The organism is Variovorax durovernensis, assembly GCF_977011995.1.
Genome location: NZ_CDRNCW010000001.1, coordinates 4,829,241 through 4,844,455, shown reverse-complemented (window position 1 = coordinate 4,844,455; position 15,215 = coordinate 4,829,241). Strand labels below are relative to the sequence as shown.

Genomic DNA, 15,215 nt, shown 5'->3' with positions numbered 1-15,215 from the left:
AGGGGTTAATGGGGTGACGTGATGAACGCGCTGTTCGGGAGTGAAGCCAAGCGTTTTCTGCTTGGCTTCGAAGGTTCTTGATCAGCTGTTGGCCTTGTCCGACTTCGCCGCCTTGCGGCCTTGTTCGACGCCTGCGTTGAACGCGGCCTCCAGGGCGTCGCGCAGGCACCAGACCGCCACGTCGTGGAAGTCGAGGCTGTCTGACTTGCGGGTTTCCAGGGTTTCGATGCCCAGCTTGTTTTGTGCGATCTGGGTCAGGAGTTGTTCGAACTTGCTCATTGCTGCTTCCTTTGATGGTGTTGATGACGTCCGTATGAACGCGCTGTTCCAGAAAGAAGCCAAGCTGATTTCGAGTGAATGTCGAAAAAATGATTGAAGGGGTAACCGGTTCTCAAAATGGGCATTTCGATTCGCGCTTACGCCCGTCACCGTGGTGTGACCGACACCGCTGTTCACAAGGCAATTCGCGCAGGTCGGATCACGCCGGAGGCTGACGGCACCATTGATGCCGACCGTGCTGATCGCGAGTGGGCTCGCAACTCCGATGTGCCGAAGTCCGGTACGCGGGCCAAGGTCGCAAAGGTCGTCGTGCCGGAGGGTGGCGGCGACGGGCCTGCAGCTCTACCTGCTGGTGGTGCGTCGCTGCTTCAGGCGCGGACGGTCAACGAGGTGGTCAAGGCGCAGACCAACAAGGTGCGTCTGGCCCGACTGAAGGGCGAGTTGGTGGATCGGCCGCAGGCCATCGCCCATGTTTTCAAGCTGGCGCGCTCCGAGCGCGATGCGTGGCTGAACTGGCCCGCGCGCATCTCGGCGCAGATGGCGGCCAAGTTCAATATCGATCCGCACACGATGCACGTCGCCCTGGAGGCGGCGGTACGTGAGCACCTGCAGGAACTGGGCGAACTGCGGCCCCGGGTGGACTGATGCTGGATGTTGAATACGAAGGCGCTGCCGACATCGAGCGCGCGTGGCGCGAAGGGCTCACACCTGATCCTCTGCTCTCAGTGTCCGAATGGTCGGATCGGCACAGGATGCTGTCCAGCAAGGCCTCGGCCGAGCCCGGTCGCTGGCGCACCAGCCGCACGCCGTACCTGAAGGCCATCATGGACTGCCTGTCGCCTACCTCGCCGGTCGAGCGCGTGGTGTTCATGAAGGCCGCACAGCTCGGTGCGACTGAAATGGGTTCGAACTGGATCGGCTACGTGATCCACCACGCGCCGGGGCCGATGATGGCTGTGTGGCCGACGGTGGATATGGCCAAGCGCAATTCCAAGCAGCGGATCGATCCGTTGATCGAGGAGTCGGCGGCACTGAGCGAGTTGATCTCGCCAGCACGGTCACGCGACTCGGGAAACACCATCCTGGCCAAGGAGTTCCGGGGTGGCGTCCTGGTGATGACCGGGGCCAACAGCGCTGTTGGACTGCGCTCGATGCCGGTTCGGTATCTGTTCCTCGACGAGGTAGACGGCTATCCACTGGACGTCGAGGGTGAAGGCGATGCGATCTCGCTGGCGGAAGCGCGCACGCGAACCTTCGCTCGGCGCAAGATCTTCATCGTTTCGACGCCGACGATCTCCGGGGCGTCAGCCATTGAGCGCGAGTACGAAGCCAGTGATCAGCGTCGCTACTTCGTGCCGTGCCCGCATTGCTCGCATCGCCAGTGGCTGCGCTTCGAACAGTTGCGCTGGGAGAAGGGACAACCGGACACCGCAGCCTACATCTGCGAATCGTGTGACGAGTCGATTGCCGAGCACCACAAGACCTGGATGCTGGAGCACGGCGAGTGGCGCGCGATGATCAGCGACGGCACGGGCAAGACAGCGGGGTTTCACCTGTCGTCGCTTTACAGCCCGGTTGGCTGGCGCGGTTGGCGCGACATTGCCGCAGCGTGGGAAAGCTCTGTCAACAAGGAATCGGGTTCGGCGGCTGCCATCAAGACCTTCAAGAACACCGAACTGGGTGAAACCTGGGTCGAGGAAGGCGAAGCACCCGACTGGCAAAGGCTGGTCGAACGCCGCGAGGACTACCGGATCGGTACGGTGCCACCGGGCGGATTGCTCCTGGTGGGCGCTGCCGACGTGCAGAAGGATCGCATCGAGGCGTCCATCTGGGCCTTCGGGCGCGGCAAGGAGTCCTGGCTGGTCGAACACCGCGTGCTGATGGGCGACACCGCCCGAGACGCCGTGTGGAAGCGACTCGCCGAGTTGCTTGCCGAAAACTGGACACACGCCTCGGGCGCGGTGATGCCGCTGGCCCGTTTCGCCCTGGACACCGGCTTTGCGACGCAGGAGGCCTACGCCTTCGTGCGTGCCTGCCGCGACCCGCGCGTGATGCCGGTCAAGGGGGTGCCGCGCGGCGCGGCCCTGATCGGCACGCCGACGGCCATCGATGTTTCGCAGGGCGGCAAGAAGCTGCGCCGGGGCATCAAGGTGTTCACGGTGGCGGTTGGCATCGCCAAGCTGGAGTTCTACAACAACCTGCGCAAGGGCGCGGACGTCAGCGAGGATGGCGTGACCATCCTCTACCCGACGGGGTTCGTCCACCTGCCCAAGATCGACGCAGAGTTCATCCAGCAGCTCTGCGCCGAGCAGTTGATTACCCGCCGCGACCGCAACGGCTTCCCGGTGCGTGAGTGGCAAAAGATGCGCGAGCGCAATGAAGCGCTTGACTGCTACGTGTACGCCCGGGCGGCCGCATCGGCGGCGGGCTTGGATCGCTTCGAGGAACGCCACTGGCGCGAACTGGAGCGCCAACTCGGGATGGAACGGCCACCGGATGAGCCACCCCCGATTCAAGCATTCGACCCAGACGAGGCCACCCAACGAGGTGGCCTTTCTGTTTCTGCAACCCCATCACGGCGGCGCGTCATCAAGAGCCGCTGGCTGTCCTGATTTTCAGAGGAGTTTTCATGAGTCTTGCCACACGTATCGAGAGCCTGGTCATCCGGGTTGCCCAGGAGTTCAACGACGTCCGCGCGACGGCAGGCAGTCTGGCCAGCCTGTCCACCAACGACAAGTCGAGTCTGGTCGCCGCCATCAACGAGCTCAAGGCAGCGGTTCTGTCCGCGATGGCCATCGATGACAACCAGATCGCCACCACCAGCACCTACTCGTCGAACAAGATCGTGTCGCTGCTAGACGCGCTCAAGACTGACATCCTGGGCGGAGCCGATGCTGCCTACGACACCCTGGTGGAAATCCAGCAGGCGCTGCAGAGCGGTACCAGCGGCCTGGACGCGATTCTGGCTGCGGTCAATCTCCGTGTCCGCTTCGATGCGGCGCAGACCCTGACCGTGGCCGAGCAACTGCAAGCACGTACCAACATTGGTGCGGTGGCTGTCAGTGATGTCGGCAACACCGACACCGATTTCGTCGTGATCTTTGACGGCGCGCTGGCCTGATGAGCCTCGCTTCCAGCATCGCCGCTTTGGCGGCACGCATCGGCTTCGAGGTCAAAACCAAGATCGACGCCACGCATCCCGGCATTGCCCGGGTGTGGGTCAGCTTCGGCTACGTGGGCGGTCAGGTCGTGATCGCCAGCGCGCACAACGTCGCCAGCGTGGTGCGCACGGCGGCGGGCCGGTACCGCGTGCATTTCGCGGTAGCGATGCCGGATGCGAATTACTGCTGGACGGCGCTCGCCCGCAGCAGCACCAACACCGGCCAGCAGCGCGTGGCCCTGGTACGTGCCAGCTCCGACCTCAAGACCGCGCAGTACGTCGACGTCTCGTGTGCGACGGCCGCGTCGTCGTTTGACGACTCCTCTGAAATCAACCTCGTGGTGTACCGCTGATGGCCTACACAGAAGCCCAACTCCAGGCACTGGAGACCGCGCTCGCCAAGGGCGAACACCGCGTCAGCTTCGGCGATAAGACGGTCGAGTACCGCTCGGTCGATGAACTGAAAGCTGCGATCCGCGAAGTCAAGCGCGGCATCCTGGAGCAGGCAGCAGCCACTGGGCTGTGGCCGGGTGCGCCGCGCCAGATCCGGGTCACGACCTCGAAGGGGTTTTGATGGCCTGGTATTCGAAGATCCGAAGCCTGTTCGGCCAGCAACCCGTCCACGAAGCGGCTGGCCGTGGTCGCCGCTCGTTGGCTTGGATGCCCGGCAACCCGGGCGCGGTCGCCGCGATGCTGGCGACCAACACCGAACTGCGAATCAAGAGCCGCGACCTCGTGCGCCGCAACGCCTGGGCGCAGGCCGGAATCGAAGCCTTCGTGTCCAACGCGGTCGGCACAGGCATCAAGCCGCAGAGTCTGGCTGCGGACGAGCGCTTCAAGACCGACGTGCAGGCGCTGTGGCGTGACTGGACGGAGGAAGCCGACGCTGCGGGCCAGACCGATTTCTACGGACTGCAGGCATTGGCCTGTCGCGCGATGCTCGAAGGCGGTGAATGCCTGATCCGGCTGCGCCCGCGCCGCCCGGAGGACGGACTGGTCGTTCCTCTGCAGCTTCAGTTGCTGGAGCCCGAGCATCTGCCGATCAGCCTCAACCTCGATCTGCCTTCAGGCAACGTGGTGCGCTCTGGCATCGAATTCGACAGCCTCGGGCGTCGCGTCGCTTACCACCTGTACCGCTCGCACCCCGAAGACGGTCGGCTGGCTCCGATGTCGGGCCAGGGCGGGATGGACACGGTGCGCATCGATGCGAAGGAAATCATCCACCTGTTCCGCGTCCTGCGTCCCGGACAGATCCGGGGTGAGCCGTGGCTGTCGCGGGCCCTGGTAAAGCTCAACGAACTCGACCAGTACGACGACGCCGAACTTGTGCGCAAGAAGACCGCCGCGATGTTCGCCGGGTTCGTGACCCGGCAGAACCCGGAGGACAACCTGATGGGCGAAGGTGCTGCTGATGGCGATGGCATCGCGCTGGCCGGTCTGGAGCCGGGCACCTTGCAGATATTGGAGCCCGGCGAGGACATCAAGTTCTCCGACCCAGCCGACGTCGGTGGCTCGTATGGCGAGTTCCTGCGCACGCAGTTCCGCGCGGTCGCCGCTGCCATCGGCGTCACCTACGAGCAGTTGACCGGAGACCTCACAGGCGTGAACTACTCATCCATTCGCGCCGGGATGCTGGAGTTCCGGCGTCGCTGCGAGATGTTGCAGCACGGGGTGCTTGTGCATCAGATGTGCCGTCCGGTTTGGGCCGCGTGGATGAAGCAGGCCGTGCTCGCCGGTGCCATCGAAGCTCCCGGCTTCGCGCGTGGCGGCCCTGCCCGTCGCCGCCAGTACCTGCAGGTGAAGTGGATTCCCCAGGGCTGGCAGTGGGTCGATCCTGAGAAGGAGTTCAAGGCAATGCTGCTGGCCATCCGTGCAGGACTGATGAGTCGCTCGGAAGCCATTTCCGCCTTTGGCTACGACGCCGAAGACGTTGATCGTGAGATCGCCGCCGATAACCAGCGGGCCGACGACCTCGGGTTGATCTTCGACTCCGACCCACGCCGCACGTCCAAGGACGGAGGAAGCGCCGAGCCGAACAAGAACGCTGCAGACACCACGCAAACCGGCGACACATCGCCTGCCTGAAGGATTCCCATGACCCTGTTGCCCCATTTGGCGGCACGCCTTTACGGTGTGCCGCTGGCGATCCATCGCCCAAAACTTGACGTGATCCTGGCCGTGCTCGGCCCCCGGATCGGCTTGGCTGACTTGGCTGCACCCTCGGGCTTCACGCCGCCCGTGCGTCCCGCAGCCACCCAAACGACGAAGGTCGCAGTCATCCCCATCCACGGCACGCTGGTGCGACGCACCGTGGGCCTGGAAGCTGAATCCGGCTTGACCAGCTACGCAGGGCTGACCGCGCAGTTGGACGCCGCGCTGGCGAGCCCCGATGTCTCCGCCATCCTGCTCGACGTTGACTCACCGGGTGGCGAGTCGGGCGGCGTGTTCGATCTGGCCGACCGCATCCGTGCGGCTGCCCAGACGAAGCCGGTCTGGGCCGTGGCCAACGACATGGCCTTTTCAGCGGCCTACGCACTGGCGTCTGCTGCCAGCAAGGTGTTCGTCTCACGCACCGGTGGTGTCGGCTCGATTGGCGTCATTGCGATGCACGTCGACCAGTCCGAGAGGGATGCCCAGGACGGCGTTCGCTACACGGCGGTCTTTGCGGGTGACCGCAAGAACGATCTCAACCCGCACGAGCCGATTTCCAGCGAAGCCCACGCCTTTCTCAAGGGTGAGGTGAATCGCGTCTACGGCCTGTTCGTTGAGACGGTGGCCCGCAACCGGGGCATCGAGGCATCTGCCGTGCGTGACACCGAGGCGGGACTGTTCTTTGGGCAAGCCGCCGTTGCCATCGGGCTGGCCGACGCCATCGGCACCTTCGACGACGCACTTGCGCAGCTCTGCGAATCCGTTTCCCCACCCCCGAAGTTGGCGGCAAGCCACGCGGGACTTTTTAGCAACCTCCAGATGGAGTCTTCCATGAATGATCGAACCGACCCCGCTGCTCCTGATCGGCTTGCTGCTGATCCTGCTGGCAGTCTTTCTCAACCGGCCGCCGCCACCGCCATGACCATGGCCGACGCGATTGAAGTCGCCCAGACCTGCACCCTGGCCGGGCGCACCGACCTGATCGCGGGCTTCCTCGAAGCGAAGGCATCACCCGCCAAGGTGCGCAGCCAGTTGCTGGCCACCCAGGCCGAAGCCAGTCCCGAAATCGTCAGCCGCATCGACCCGCAGTCGGCCATGTCGGCAAGTAGCACTGGCCATCCTGCCTCTCCCCACAACCCTCTGATCCAGGCCATCAAAAGTCGCCTGGGCACCAAGTAACCCCAAAAGGAGCATCCCGTGCCCGCAATGCAAGAACCAATCAATCTCGGCGACCTCCTGAAATACGAGGCGCCCAATCTCTATTCGCGCGACCGCGTGACCGTGGCAGCTGGCCAGACCTTACCGCTGGGTACGGTGCTCGGGCAGATCACGGCGACGGGCAAGGTCAAGCAGATTGACCCGTCGGCCACCGATGGCAGCCAGTACTCCGCTGGCGTGCTGATGCAGGACGCCGATGCTGCCATCGCCGACCGCAACGACGGGCTGATGGTGGCGCGTCACGCCATCGTGTCAGACCACGCACTGCATTGGCCCACCGGCATCACGACTGCGGAGCAGCAAGCAGCGATCCAACAACTCAAAGCACTGGGCGTCCTGGTGCGTATCGGCGCCTAACGCCAAGGAGACTCAATATGCAAAACCCATTCATCAGTCCGGCTTTTTCGATGGCATCAATGACTGCAGCCATCAACTTGATCCCCAACCGTTACGGACGCCTGGAGGAGTTGAATCTGTTTCCGCCCAAGCCGGTTCGAACGCGCCAGGTGATTGTCGAAGAACGCGCCGGTGTCCTGAACCTCCTTCCGACACAGCCGCCAGGCTCGCCGGGAACAGTGAATGTGCGTGGCAAGCGAACCGTCCGGTCCTTCGTCGTTCCGCACATCCCGCACGACGACGTTGTGTTGCCCGAGGAGGTTCAAGGTCTACGCGCTTTTGGCAGCGAAACCGAAATGGAGTCGATTGCCGGAGTGCTGGCTCAACACCTCGAGACGATGCGCAACAAGCACGCCATCACCCTAGAGCACTTGCGTATGGGGGCATTGAAAGGTGAGATCCTCGACGCCGACGGCAGCCGGATCTACAACCTGTTTGACGAGTTTGGCATCGATCAACAGAGCGTGGACTTCGAAATCAGCAGCCCGACTACTGGCACTGACGTCAAGGGCAAATGCACTGATGTCTTGGGCATCATCGAAGAAGCCCTACTCGGCGAGTTCATGACGGGAGTCCACTGCTTGTGCTCTCCAGAGTTCTTCAAGGCATTGACCGGCCACAAGGATGTCAAGACTGCCTTCACGAACTGGCAGCAAGGCGCTGTCCTTATCAATGATGTTCGCCGTGGCTTCACCTTTGGCGGCATCACTTTTGAGGAGTACCGAGGCAAGGCGACAGATGTCAACAAGACGGTGCGGCGCTTCATCGCAGCTGGGGAAGCACATGCGTTCCCTCTGGGCACCATCGACACCTTCGGAACTTACTTTGCGCCGGCCGACTTCAACGAGACTGTCAACACGATGGGCCAGCCGCTTTATGCGAAGCAGGAACCGCGCAAATTCGATCGGGGCACTGATCTGCATACGCAGGCTAACCCGCTACCGATGTGCCATCGCCCCGGGGTTCTGGTCAGGCTCGTCATGGGTGGCGGCGTATGAGTCTGGTCACTCAGATCTATGAGTCGGCCGCGAACGCTGGGCTGCTGAAGGAATGCCTTTGGTATCCGGCGAGCGGCGCACCGTCGCAACGGCATCAGGTCGGCTTTGCCGCGCCGGATGAATCCCTCCTCGATGGTCTGACCCTGAGCACCGACTACGAGATGACCTACCCGGTCACGGCGTTCGGGGGACTTGTTGCCCGCGAAGTTGTCGAAATCGGTGGCACGTCCTTCCAGGTGCGAGACATCCGGGCTGTGGGCGACGGCTCTGAGATCCGCGCCAAGCTCACCCGGCTGTAACCCATGGCAGATAACTCCATCCGCGAGCGAATTCTGCTGGCGGTGATGGCGGCTGCCCGTCCGGCAGTCGAAGGCCTCGGGGCCACGTTGCACCGGTCACCCACGGTGGCCATCAGCCGCGATCTCTGCCCAGCGCTGGCGGTGTTTCCTGAGTCGGAGTCCATCACCGAGCGCGCCAACGACCGCGTCACACGCGAACTGACCGTTCGCGTCGTGGCTCTGGCGCGGGCCGTTCTCCCCGCGTCTCCCGAAACCGAGGCCGATCGTCTGCTTACCGCCGCGCACGCCGCCTTGTTCGCGGACGGCACGTTTGGTGGGTTGGCGCTGGGCATCCGTGAGCAGGAAACCGAGTGGGAGGTCGAGGACGCCGATGCAGTGGCCGTGGCCCTCCCAGCGCGCTATCGGCTGACGTACCGGACGCTGGCCAATGACCTTTCAACCCTTGGATGACACCTATGCCCCAACTTGTCCTGATGCGCCCGCACACCCACGCGGGCAAGACGTATGGCGTCGGTGACCGGATCGAGATCGACGCGACATCAGCCGACTGGTTGATCGCGCACGACATCGCCACCCCGGAGCCGACCGCCCCAACCGCTGAACCCATTCCCGAACCCAAACCCCTCCAACGCAAGGAACCCAAGCAATGAGCACCTATGCCAGTTTTCAAGGCCGCGTCTTCCTCGGCAAGCGCGACACCGACGGCCTTCCCATCGAAGTGCGTTCGCCCGGCAACGTCGCCGAGCTGAAGCTCTCCCTCAAGACCGACGTCCTTGAGCACTACGAGAGCCAGACCGGGCAGCGCTCGCTCGATCACCGAATGGTCAAGCAGAAGTCCGCAACCGTGAACCTCACCATCGAGGAATTCACCAAGGAGAACCTTGCGCTGGCTCTCTACGGCAACCACGTCGTTGGCACGCCGGGAACGGTCACCGCCGAGCCGGTGGGCGGTGCCACGCCGATTGCGGGTGACCGCTACTTCCTGGCCCACCCGAAAGTGTCGTCCTTGGTCGTGGTGGATTCGGCAGGCACGCCCGCGACCCTGGCCTTGGGCACGAACTACACGGCTGATCCCGACTTCGGTGCCCTCCAGTTTCTGGATACCACCGGCTTCACTGCGCCGTTCAAGGCCAGTTACGCCTACGGCGTGGCCACCGAGATCGGCATCTTCACGCAGGCGCTGCCCGAGCGCTTCCTGCGGCTCGAAGGCATCAACACGGCCCAGGGCAATGCCAAGGTGCTGGTCGAGCTCTACCGCGTGGCATTCGATCCGCTGAAGGAAATCTCTTTCATCTCGGACGAGTACAACAAGTTCGAGCTGGAGGGATCGCTGCTGGCCGACACCACCAAGCCCTTCGACGCGGTGCTGGGCCAGTTCGGCCGCATCGTGCAACTGTGATGGGTGCCGCCATGAGTGATCTGGACACCCTGATTCCGCAGGCGGTCGAATTGGTGATCGACGGTGAGCCGCTGGCCATCAAACCGCTGAAGGTCGGGCAGATGCCCGGTTTCTTGCGGGCGATCTCGCCGGTGATGCAGCAGCTCACTGCCTCCGACATCGACTGGCTGGCGCTGTTCGGCGAGCGCGGCGACGATCTGCTGTCGGCCATTGCCATTGCCGTCGGCAAACCTCGGGCTTGGGTCGATGAGCTGGCTGCCGACGAGGCCATCATGCTGGCGGCCAAAGTGATCGAGGTGAACGCCGATTTTTTTACCCAGACGGTGATCCCGAAGCTCGACGGGCTGTTCGGCCAAGTGAAGCTGCCGCCCATCGTGAAAGCGGTGGCTGGTTCGACGCCGTCCAGCACCTGATCGAGCACGGCCACCGACTGCCGGACATCCTCAACTACACGTTGGCGCAGGTGCGCGGCTTCGTCGCAGCGACGGCGCGCACCGATGCGGCCCGCGATGCCCGCCTGCTGTCCGTGATTGCCATCGGCACGCGCAGCGATGCCCGCCACCTCGACCAAACCCTCGACCGACTTACTGACAAGGCCACCGACCGTGCCTGATGACCATGCGCATTTCCGTCCAGATCGATAGCGGCGCAGCCCAGGCGCAGCTGCGCCGCTGGGGCGGTGAGTTCCGCGACAAGGTCAAGAAGGCGGTGTCGCGGGCGATTGCCAGCGAGGCGGTCGAACTCAAGCAGGACGTGCGCAGCCACGTCGCCAGCCAGATGTCCGTGGTCAAGAAGTCTTTCCTCAAGGGCTTCAGCGCCAAGGTGCTGGACAAAGACCCGAACCGACTGCCCGCGCTGTACGTGGGTTCGCGCATTCCGTGGTCGGGGATGCACGAGACCGGCGGCCAGATTGCCGGGCGGATGCTGATTCCACTGAACGGTCGGGTGGGCCGCAAGCGCTTCAAGGCGCAGGTGGCCGAGCTGATGCGCGGCGGCAATGCCTATTTCATCAAGAACGCGAAGGGAAACATCGTCCTGATGGCCGAAAACATCAAAGAGCACGACCGGCCACTGGCGGGCTTCAAGCGCCGCTACCGCAAGGCAGAGGGCATCAAGCGCCTCAAGCGCGGCGCGGACATCCCGATTGCCGTCCTGGTGTCCAAGGTCGTCCTCAAGAAGCGCCTCGATGTCGAGCGGCTGGTCGCGGGTCGCATCCCGCGTCTGGCGGCGGCCGTCGAGAAGCAGATCAGCACGGTGGATTGATTCATGGCCAAGCGAATTTCCATCCTCGTCGCGCTCGAAGGGGCCGACGAGGGGCTCAAACGCGCCATCACGTCCGCTGAGCGCAGTCTCGGTGAGCTGTCGACCACCGCCAAGACCGCCGGGGCGAAGGCTGCAGCCGGAATGGCCGAGGTCAAGGCCGGGATGTCGGCCTTCGGCGATCAAGTGGCGACGGCCAAGACGCAGTTGCTGGCCTTCCTGTCGATCAACTGGGCCGCTGGCAAGGTGCAAGAGATCGTCCAGATCGCCGACGCATGGAACATGATGTCGGCACGCCTGAAGTTGGCGACGGCGGGCCAGCGTGAGTTCACCACCGCGCAAGCGGCCCTTTTCGACATCGCCCAGCGCATCGGCGTGCCGATTCAGGAAACGGCCACCCTGTACGGCAAGCTCCAGCAGGCCGTGCGAATGCTGGGTGGCGAGCAGAAGGACGCACTCACGATCACCGAGAGCATCTCGCAGGCACTGCGCCTGTCGGGCGCATCGGCTACCGAAGCGCAGTCCTCTCTGCTGCAATTCGGGCAGGCGCTGGCGTCTGGTGTGCTGCGAGGCGAGGAATTCAACTCCGTCGTCGAAAACAGCCCCCGTCTGGCGCAGGCCCTGGCCGATGGTTTGAACGTGCCCATTGGGCGGTTGCGCAAACTGGCTGAGGAAGGCCGCCTGACTGCTGATGTGGTCGTCAACGCGCTGATGAGCCAGAAGGACAAGCTTGCCAGCGAGTACGCCCAACTGCCGCAGACCGTGAGCCAGGCCTTCGAGCGCCTGCGCAATGCCTTCGGGCAGTGGATCAACCGGGTCGATGAATCGACGGGTTTGACCAAGAAGCTGGCCGAGGCTCTGACCATTCTCGCCAACAACCTCGACACGGTGATGCAGTGGCTCAAGCGCATCGCCGAAGTCGGGCTGGCCGTGCTGATCTACCGCCTGATCCCGGCGCTCATCACCGCGTGGCAGACCGCCGGTGCGGCGGCCGTCACGGCCGCCAGTGCCACTGCGGCGGCGTGGACGACGGCCAACCTGTCGGTGTCGGCCGCCGTGGCCAGCGTCGGCTTGCTCAAGACGGCATTCGCTGTGCTGGGTGCCTTCCTGGTCGGTTGGGAGATCGGCACGTGGCTGTCGGAGAAGTTCGAGATCGTCCGCAAGGCGGGCATCTTCATGGTCGAGATGCTGGTCAAGGCGGTCGAGCAGTTGCGCTACCGCTGGGAGGCATTCGCCGCCATCTTCACCTCGGACACGATTGCCGAGGCGACCAAGCGCCACGAGGCTCGTCTCGCGGAGATGAACCAGATCTTCGCGCAGATGTACGCCGACGCGACCAAGGGGGCGGATGCTGCCAAGGGCGCGATGAATACCGCCGCGACGGCTGCGGAGGAAATCGCCAAGCGACTCGAAGCCGTGCGTCAGGGCACGCAGGAGGCAGTCGGGCGCGGTATCGAGGCTGTCCACAGCGCCCTGGAGAAGCTGAAATCCCGCCTCGGTGAGGTTGAGCAGGCTGTCGGCAAGGCCAATCAGACGGTCAACGACGCAACCGCCAAAATGGCCGAGGCCTACAAGGGCCTGACGTCCATCGTCGAGGCCAACCTGCTGCGCCAGATCGAAGCGGTCAAGGGGCGCTACCAGCAGGAACAGTCGGCGCTGGAGACATCCAAGCAGTCCGAAGCGGTGCTGATCACCAAGTCGACGCAATTGCTGACGGATGCACTCACGCAGCAGACAACGCTGCGGCGGCAATCCACGACCGAAACGCTGAAGCTCATTGATGATGAGTCCAAGGCCCGGCTTGAGTCGGCCCGCCGCCAGGGCCAGACGGAAGAAGAGCGCCGCGCCAACGTCCAGCGGGTCGAAAACGACATCCTGGCCACCAAGCGCCAGACGATGACGCAGGCGCTGGCCGAGTACCGGCAGCACATCGATGCGCTCAACGCAGAGGCCAACCGGCATCTGACTGAGATCAAGCGCATCGAGGAGGAGAAGCGCCAGCTCTCGATGACGACCGAGGAACGTGTCCGCGACATCCGTCGGCAGGGCATGACCGATTTCGAGGCGACGGAAGATCGCAAGCGCCAGATCGCCGAGTACCAGGGGAAGGCACGTGAGGCGCTGGCCAACGGCGAGTTCGAGCAGGCTCGGCAACTCGCCCAGAAAGCGATGGACTTGGCCGCACAGGTGGCCAGCTCGCAAACCAGTGAAGCCAAGCGCGGCGAAGATGCCCGCAAGCAGTCCGAGCAGGCGGTTTCGCAGGTCACCCAGCTCGAATCGCAGTCACGCGATGCCTATCGCAAGCAGGAATACGCGCAAGCCGAAGCCCTGATGCGCCAAGCGGACGCATTGCGCGCCGAACTGGCCCAGAAGACCAAGGATGCCGACGCACAGATCGCACAGGGCAAGGATGGCGTCAATCAAGCCATCCAGCGCATCCGCGAGTCCGAGGAGATTCTCAACAAGACCCTGGATGCCGAAGCCAAGGCGCACCAGACCGCCGCGCAGTCGGCATTGACCGCGCGCGACCAGATCCAGCAGACCCTCACCCAGACCGAAAACCAGATCGACCAAATCACAGCCAAGCTGAAAGACGGTCTGAAGGTCACGCTGGATGCCGACACGACCCGCTTCGACAAAGCCATCGCTGATCTCGACAAGGCCCTGGCAGAAAAAGAGTACCTGCTCAAGATTCAGGCCGACTTGCAGGAGGCCGAGAAGAAGCTGCAGCAGTACGAACAACTGCTGAAAGAGGGCAAGACACTCCCGGTCGATGCCGACGTGTCCAAGGCCAAGGAGGCGCTGGACAAGCTCAAGACCTACGCCGACCAGAACTCGCAGTTCGAACTGAAGGTGGCGACCGAGAAGGCGCAGGCCGCGATCACCAACGTCGAAGGGATGATCAAGGCGCTGGACCGCATCCAGACCGAGTCCCGGCATCAGGTCAGCACCAATGCCGACGCAGCCCGCTCGGAAATCATGAGTCTCAACGGGGCCAACACCTCGAGCACGCACACGATCTATGTGCGCAAGGTAGAGGCAAACGCGACTGGCGGTTTGGTGGGCGGTGGCGTGCGCCGCTTCGCTGACGGCGGCGCTGTTGCCCCGGCCTTTCCCCGAATGAGCAGTGGATCGGTTCCCGGCTCTGGCCACCACGACACCGTGCCGCGCACCTTGGAAGCCGGGGCCTTCGTGATTCGCAAGGCGGCGGTGCAGAAGTACGGCGGCGGTGCGCTCTCACGGCTGGCCAACGGTGTCGCCCGATTCGCTGTCGGTGGTCGCGTGCAGGGCTTTGGCAACGGTCGATCTCAAGGCACCGATCCCGATGGCAAGCCGATTGTCCCGAAGAAGAACCGGGAGGCAGTCGAGGCGATGAAGATGATCGACCTCGGCCTGCAGGGGATGAACGAGTACACCAATTGGCTCCAGTGGAACTACGGTGCCTCGGTCAGTCTGGATATGCGCAGCAAGACGATGGATAGCTACGGCAAGCAGGCCCAGCAGGATCGGCGCGCGCTGGAAGACTTCATCAGTCGTAAGACGCTCACCGGCAACGAGCGCCAGAACCTGGAGCGCATCAAGCAGACGTGGCGGCAGGCGATGGCCCAACCGCTGCTCTGGGGCAAAGACCTGGAGCGTGAGCTGATCGACTATATGGAGCAGAACCAGGGCGATTTCTACCGGCGCGGCGGTATGGCCAAGTCCGACACCGTCCCGGCGATGCTCACGCCGGGTGAGTTTGTCGTGAACAAGGATGCCGTGTCCCGCTACGGGGCTGGCTTCTTCGAAGCGATCAACAACCTGTCGGCCCCGGCGCAAGCCCTGGCCGGGCGTGCGCTTGCGGGCGTTCAGGGCTTTGCCACGGGCGGGCTGGTGCAACCCAGCGGGTCGCGGCTGGCCCGTCCGGTGTTGGCTACCGATGCCGGACCCAGCCGCACGGTACGCGTGGAACTGTCCTCGGGACAGCAGAAGGTCAACGCCACCGTCGACGCACGAGACGAGTCTCGTCTGCTGCAACTGCTGGACGCTGCTCGCGCCCGCACTGCCTGAAGGTT

The 15,215-nt window shown here is 63.8% G+C and carries 18 protein-coding genes; 17 read left to right on the top strand and 1 reads right to left on the bottom strand.

Annotated features, from left to right (window positions below; all coding sequences use genetic code 11):
• Positions 1–81: 81 nt before the first annotated feature.
• On the bottom strand, positions 82–279 hold the full coding sequence (locus ACWV14_RS22955; protein ID WP_455342706.1) for a DUF6900 domain-containing protein: 198 nt from the start codon (positions 277–279) through the stop codon (positions 82–84).
• Between the two features lie 117 nt (positions 280–396).
• Between ACWV14_RS22955 and ACWV14_RS22950 the strand changes: the two genes are divergently transcribed.
• Genes ACWV14_RS22950 through ACWV14_RS22870 form a run of 17 tightly spaced genes read left to right on the top strand, consistent with a single transcriptional unit; the run spans position 397 to position 15,210 of the window.
• Positions 397–924: an elements of external origin gene (locus ACWV14_RS22950; protein ID WP_455342705.1), complete on the top strand. Its 528-nt coding sequence runs from the start codon at positions 397–399 to the stop codon at positions 922–924.
• Entirely contained in the window at positions 924–2,891 is a 1,968-nt protein-coding gene (locus ACWV14_RS22945) for a phage terminase large subunit family protein (RefSeq protein WP_455342704.1), read from the top strand. Before ACWV14_RS22950 ends, ACWV14_RS22945 begins: the two co-directional genes overlap by 1 nt.
• 17 nt (positions 2,892–2,908) lie before the next feature.
• A complete protein-coding gene (locus tag ACWV14_RS22940; protein WP_147073283.1) occupies positions 2,909–3,400 on the top strand; it encodes a hypothetical protein in 492 nt (163 codons plus the stop codon).
• Positions 3,400–3,792: a hypothetical protein gene (locus ACWV14_RS22935; protein WP_455342703.1), complete on the top strand. Its 393-nt coding sequence runs from the start codon at positions 3,400–3,402 to the stop codon at positions 3,790–3,792. Before ACWV14_RS22940 ends, ACWV14_RS22935 begins: the two co-directional genes overlap by 1 nt.
• Positions 3,792–4,013 (top strand): phage head-tail joining protein, encoded by a 222-nt coding sequence (locus ACWV14_RS22930; RefSeq protein ID WP_146463160.1) that lies wholly within the window; start codon positions 3,792–3,794, stop codon positions 4,011–4,013. The genes ACWV14_RS22935 and ACWV14_RS22930 overlap by 1 nt, the downstream gene beginning before the upstream one ends.
• Positions 4,013–5,524: a phage portal protein gene (locus ACWV14_RS22925; RefSeq protein ID WP_455342702.1), complete on the top strand. Its 1,512-nt coding sequence runs from the start codon at positions 4,013–4,015 to the stop codon at positions 5,522–5,524. The genes ACWV14_RS22930 and ACWV14_RS22925 overlap by 1 nt, the downstream gene beginning before the upstream one ends.
• Before the next feature lie 9 nt (positions 5,525–5,533).
• The gene (locus ACWV14_RS22920) at positions 5,534–6,769 is read left to right on the top strand and encodes a S49 family peptidase (RefSeq protein ID WP_455342701.1); all 1,236 of its coding nucleotides are present in this window, start codon (positions 5,534–5,536) and stop codon (positions 6,767–6,769) included.
• Positions 6,770–6,787: 18 nt separating this feature from the next.
• The gene (locus ACWV14_RS22915) at positions 6,788–7,165 is read left to right on the top strand and encodes a head decoration protein (RefSeq protein WP_455342700.1); all 378 of its coding nucleotides are present in this window, start codon (positions 6,788–6,790) and stop codon (positions 7,163–7,165) included.
• Positions 7,166–7,182: 17 nt separating this feature from the next.
• The gene (locus ACWV14_RS22910) at positions 7,183–8,202 is read left to right on the top strand and encodes a major capsid protein (RefSeq protein WP_058719286.1); all 1,020 of its coding nucleotides are present in this window, start codon (positions 7,183–7,185) and stop codon (positions 8,200–8,202) included.
• Complete coding sequence (locus tag ACWV14_RS22905; protein ID WP_455342699.1) at positions 8,199–8,501, top strand: hypothetical protein; 303 nt, start codon at positions 8,199–8,201, stop codon at positions 8,499–8,501. The genes ACWV14_RS22910 and ACWV14_RS22905 overlap by 4 nt, the downstream gene beginning before the upstream one ends.
• 3 nt (positions 8,502–8,504) lie before the next feature.
• Positions 8,505–8,951 (top strand): hypothetical protein, encoded by a 447-nt coding sequence (locus ACWV14_RS22900; RefSeq protein ID WP_455342698.1) that lies wholly within the window; start codon positions 8,505–8,507, stop codon positions 8,949–8,951.
• Between the two features lie 5 nt (positions 8,952–8,956).
• A complete protein-coding gene (locus ACWV14_RS22895) occupies positions 8,957–9,151 on the top strand; it encodes a DUF7210 family protein (RefSeq protein WP_455342697.1) in 195 nt (64 codons plus the stop codon).
• Positions 9,148–9,900, top strand: coding sequence for a phage tail tube protein (locus ACWV14_RS22890; protein WP_455342696.1), 753 nt, complete (start codon positions 9,148–9,150; stop codon positions 9,898–9,900). Before ACWV14_RS22895 ends, ACWV14_RS22890 begins: the two co-directional genes overlap by 4 nt.
• 11 nt (positions 9,901–9,911) lie before the next feature.
• Positions 9,912–10,313 (top strand): hypothetical protein, encoded by a 402-nt coding sequence (locus ACWV14_RS22885; protein ID WP_455342695.1) that lies wholly within the window; start codon positions 9,912–9,914, stop codon positions 10,311–10,313.
• A gap of 41 nt (positions 10,314–10,354) precedes the next feature.
• Positions 10,355–10,513 (top strand): hypothetical protein, encoded by a 159-nt coding sequence (locus ACWV14_RS22880; protein ID WP_455342732.1) that lies wholly within the window; start codon positions 10,355–10,357, stop codon positions 10,511–10,513.
• A 5-nt stretch (positions 10,514–10,518) separates the two neighbouring features.
• Positions 10,519–11,163, top strand: coding sequence for a DUF6441 family protein (locus tag ACWV14_RS22875; RefSeq protein ID WP_455342694.1), 645 nt, complete (start codon positions 10,519–10,521; stop codon positions 11,161–11,163).
• A gap of 3 nt (positions 11,164–11,166) precedes the next feature.
• Positions 11,167–15,210: a tape measure protein gene (locus ACWV14_RS22870; protein ID WP_455342693.1), complete on the top strand. Its 4,044-nt coding sequence runs from the start codon at positions 11,167–11,169 to the stop codon at positions 15,208–15,210.
• Positions 15,211–15,215: the final 5 nt, after the last annotated feature.

Coding starts and splice junctions, on each gene's coding strand:
- ACWV14_RS22945 (WP_455342704.1), top strand. CDS start 924: ATGCTGGATGTTGAATACGAAGGCGCTGCCGACATCGAGCGCGCGTGG.
- ACWV14_RS22890 (WP_455342696.1), top strand. CDS start 9,148: ATGAGCACCTATGCCAGTTTTCAAGGCCGCGTCTTCCTCGGCAAGCGC.
- ACWV14_RS22950 (WP_455342705.1), top strand. CDS start 397: ATGGGCATTTCGATTCGCGCTTACGCCCGTCACCGTGGTGTGACCGAC.
- ACWV14_RS22870 (WP_455342693.1), top strand. CDS start 11,167: ATGGCCAAGCGAATTTCCATCCTCGTCGCGCTCGAAGGGGCCGACGAG.
- ACWV14_RS22905 (WP_455342699.1), top strand. CDS start 8,199: ATGAGTCTGGTCACTCAGATCTATGAGTCGGCCGCGAACGCTGGGCTG.
- ACWV14_RS22955 (WP_455342706.1), bottom strand. CDS start 279: ATGAGCAAGTTCGAACAACTCCTGACCCAGATCGCACAAAACAAGCTG.
- ACWV14_RS22925 (WP_455342702.1), top strand. CDS start 4,013: ATGGCCTGGTATTCGAAGATCCGAAGCCTGTTCGGCCAGCAACCCGTC.
- ACWV14_RS22895 (WP_455342697.1), top strand. CDS start 8,957: ATGCCCCAACTTGTCCTGATGCGCCCGCACACCCACGCGGGCAAGACG.
- ACWV14_RS22940 (WP_147073283.1), top strand. CDS start 2,909: ATGAGTCTTGCCACACGTATCGAGAGCCTGGTCATCCGGGTTGCCCAG.
- ACWV14_RS22910 (WP_058719286.1), top strand. CDS start 7,183: ATGCAAAACCCATTCATCAGTCCGGCTTTTTCGATGGCATCAATGACT.
- ACWV14_RS22875 (WP_455342694.1), top strand. CDS start 10,519: ATGCGCATTTCCGTCCAGATCGATAGCGGCGCAGCCCAGGCGCAGCTG.
- ACWV14_RS22900 (WP_455342698.1), top strand. CDS start 8,505: ATGGCAGATAACTCCATCCGCGAGCGAATTCTGCTGGCGGTGATGGCG.
- ACWV14_RS22885 (WP_455342695.1), top strand. CDS start 9,912: ATGAGTGATCTGGACACCCTGATTCCGCAGGCGGTCGAATTGGTGATC.
- ACWV14_RS22935 (WP_455342703.1), top strand. CDS start 3,400: ATGAGCCTCGCTTCCAGCATCGCCGCTTTGGCGGCACGCATCGGCTTC.
- ACWV14_RS22930 (WP_146463160.1), top strand. CDS start 3,792: ATGGCCTACACAGAAGCCCAACTCCAGGCACTGGAGACCGCGCTCGCC.
- ACWV14_RS22920 (WP_455342701.1), top strand. CDS start 5,534: ATGACCCTGTTGCCCCATTTGGCGGCACGCCTTTACGGTGTGCCGCTG.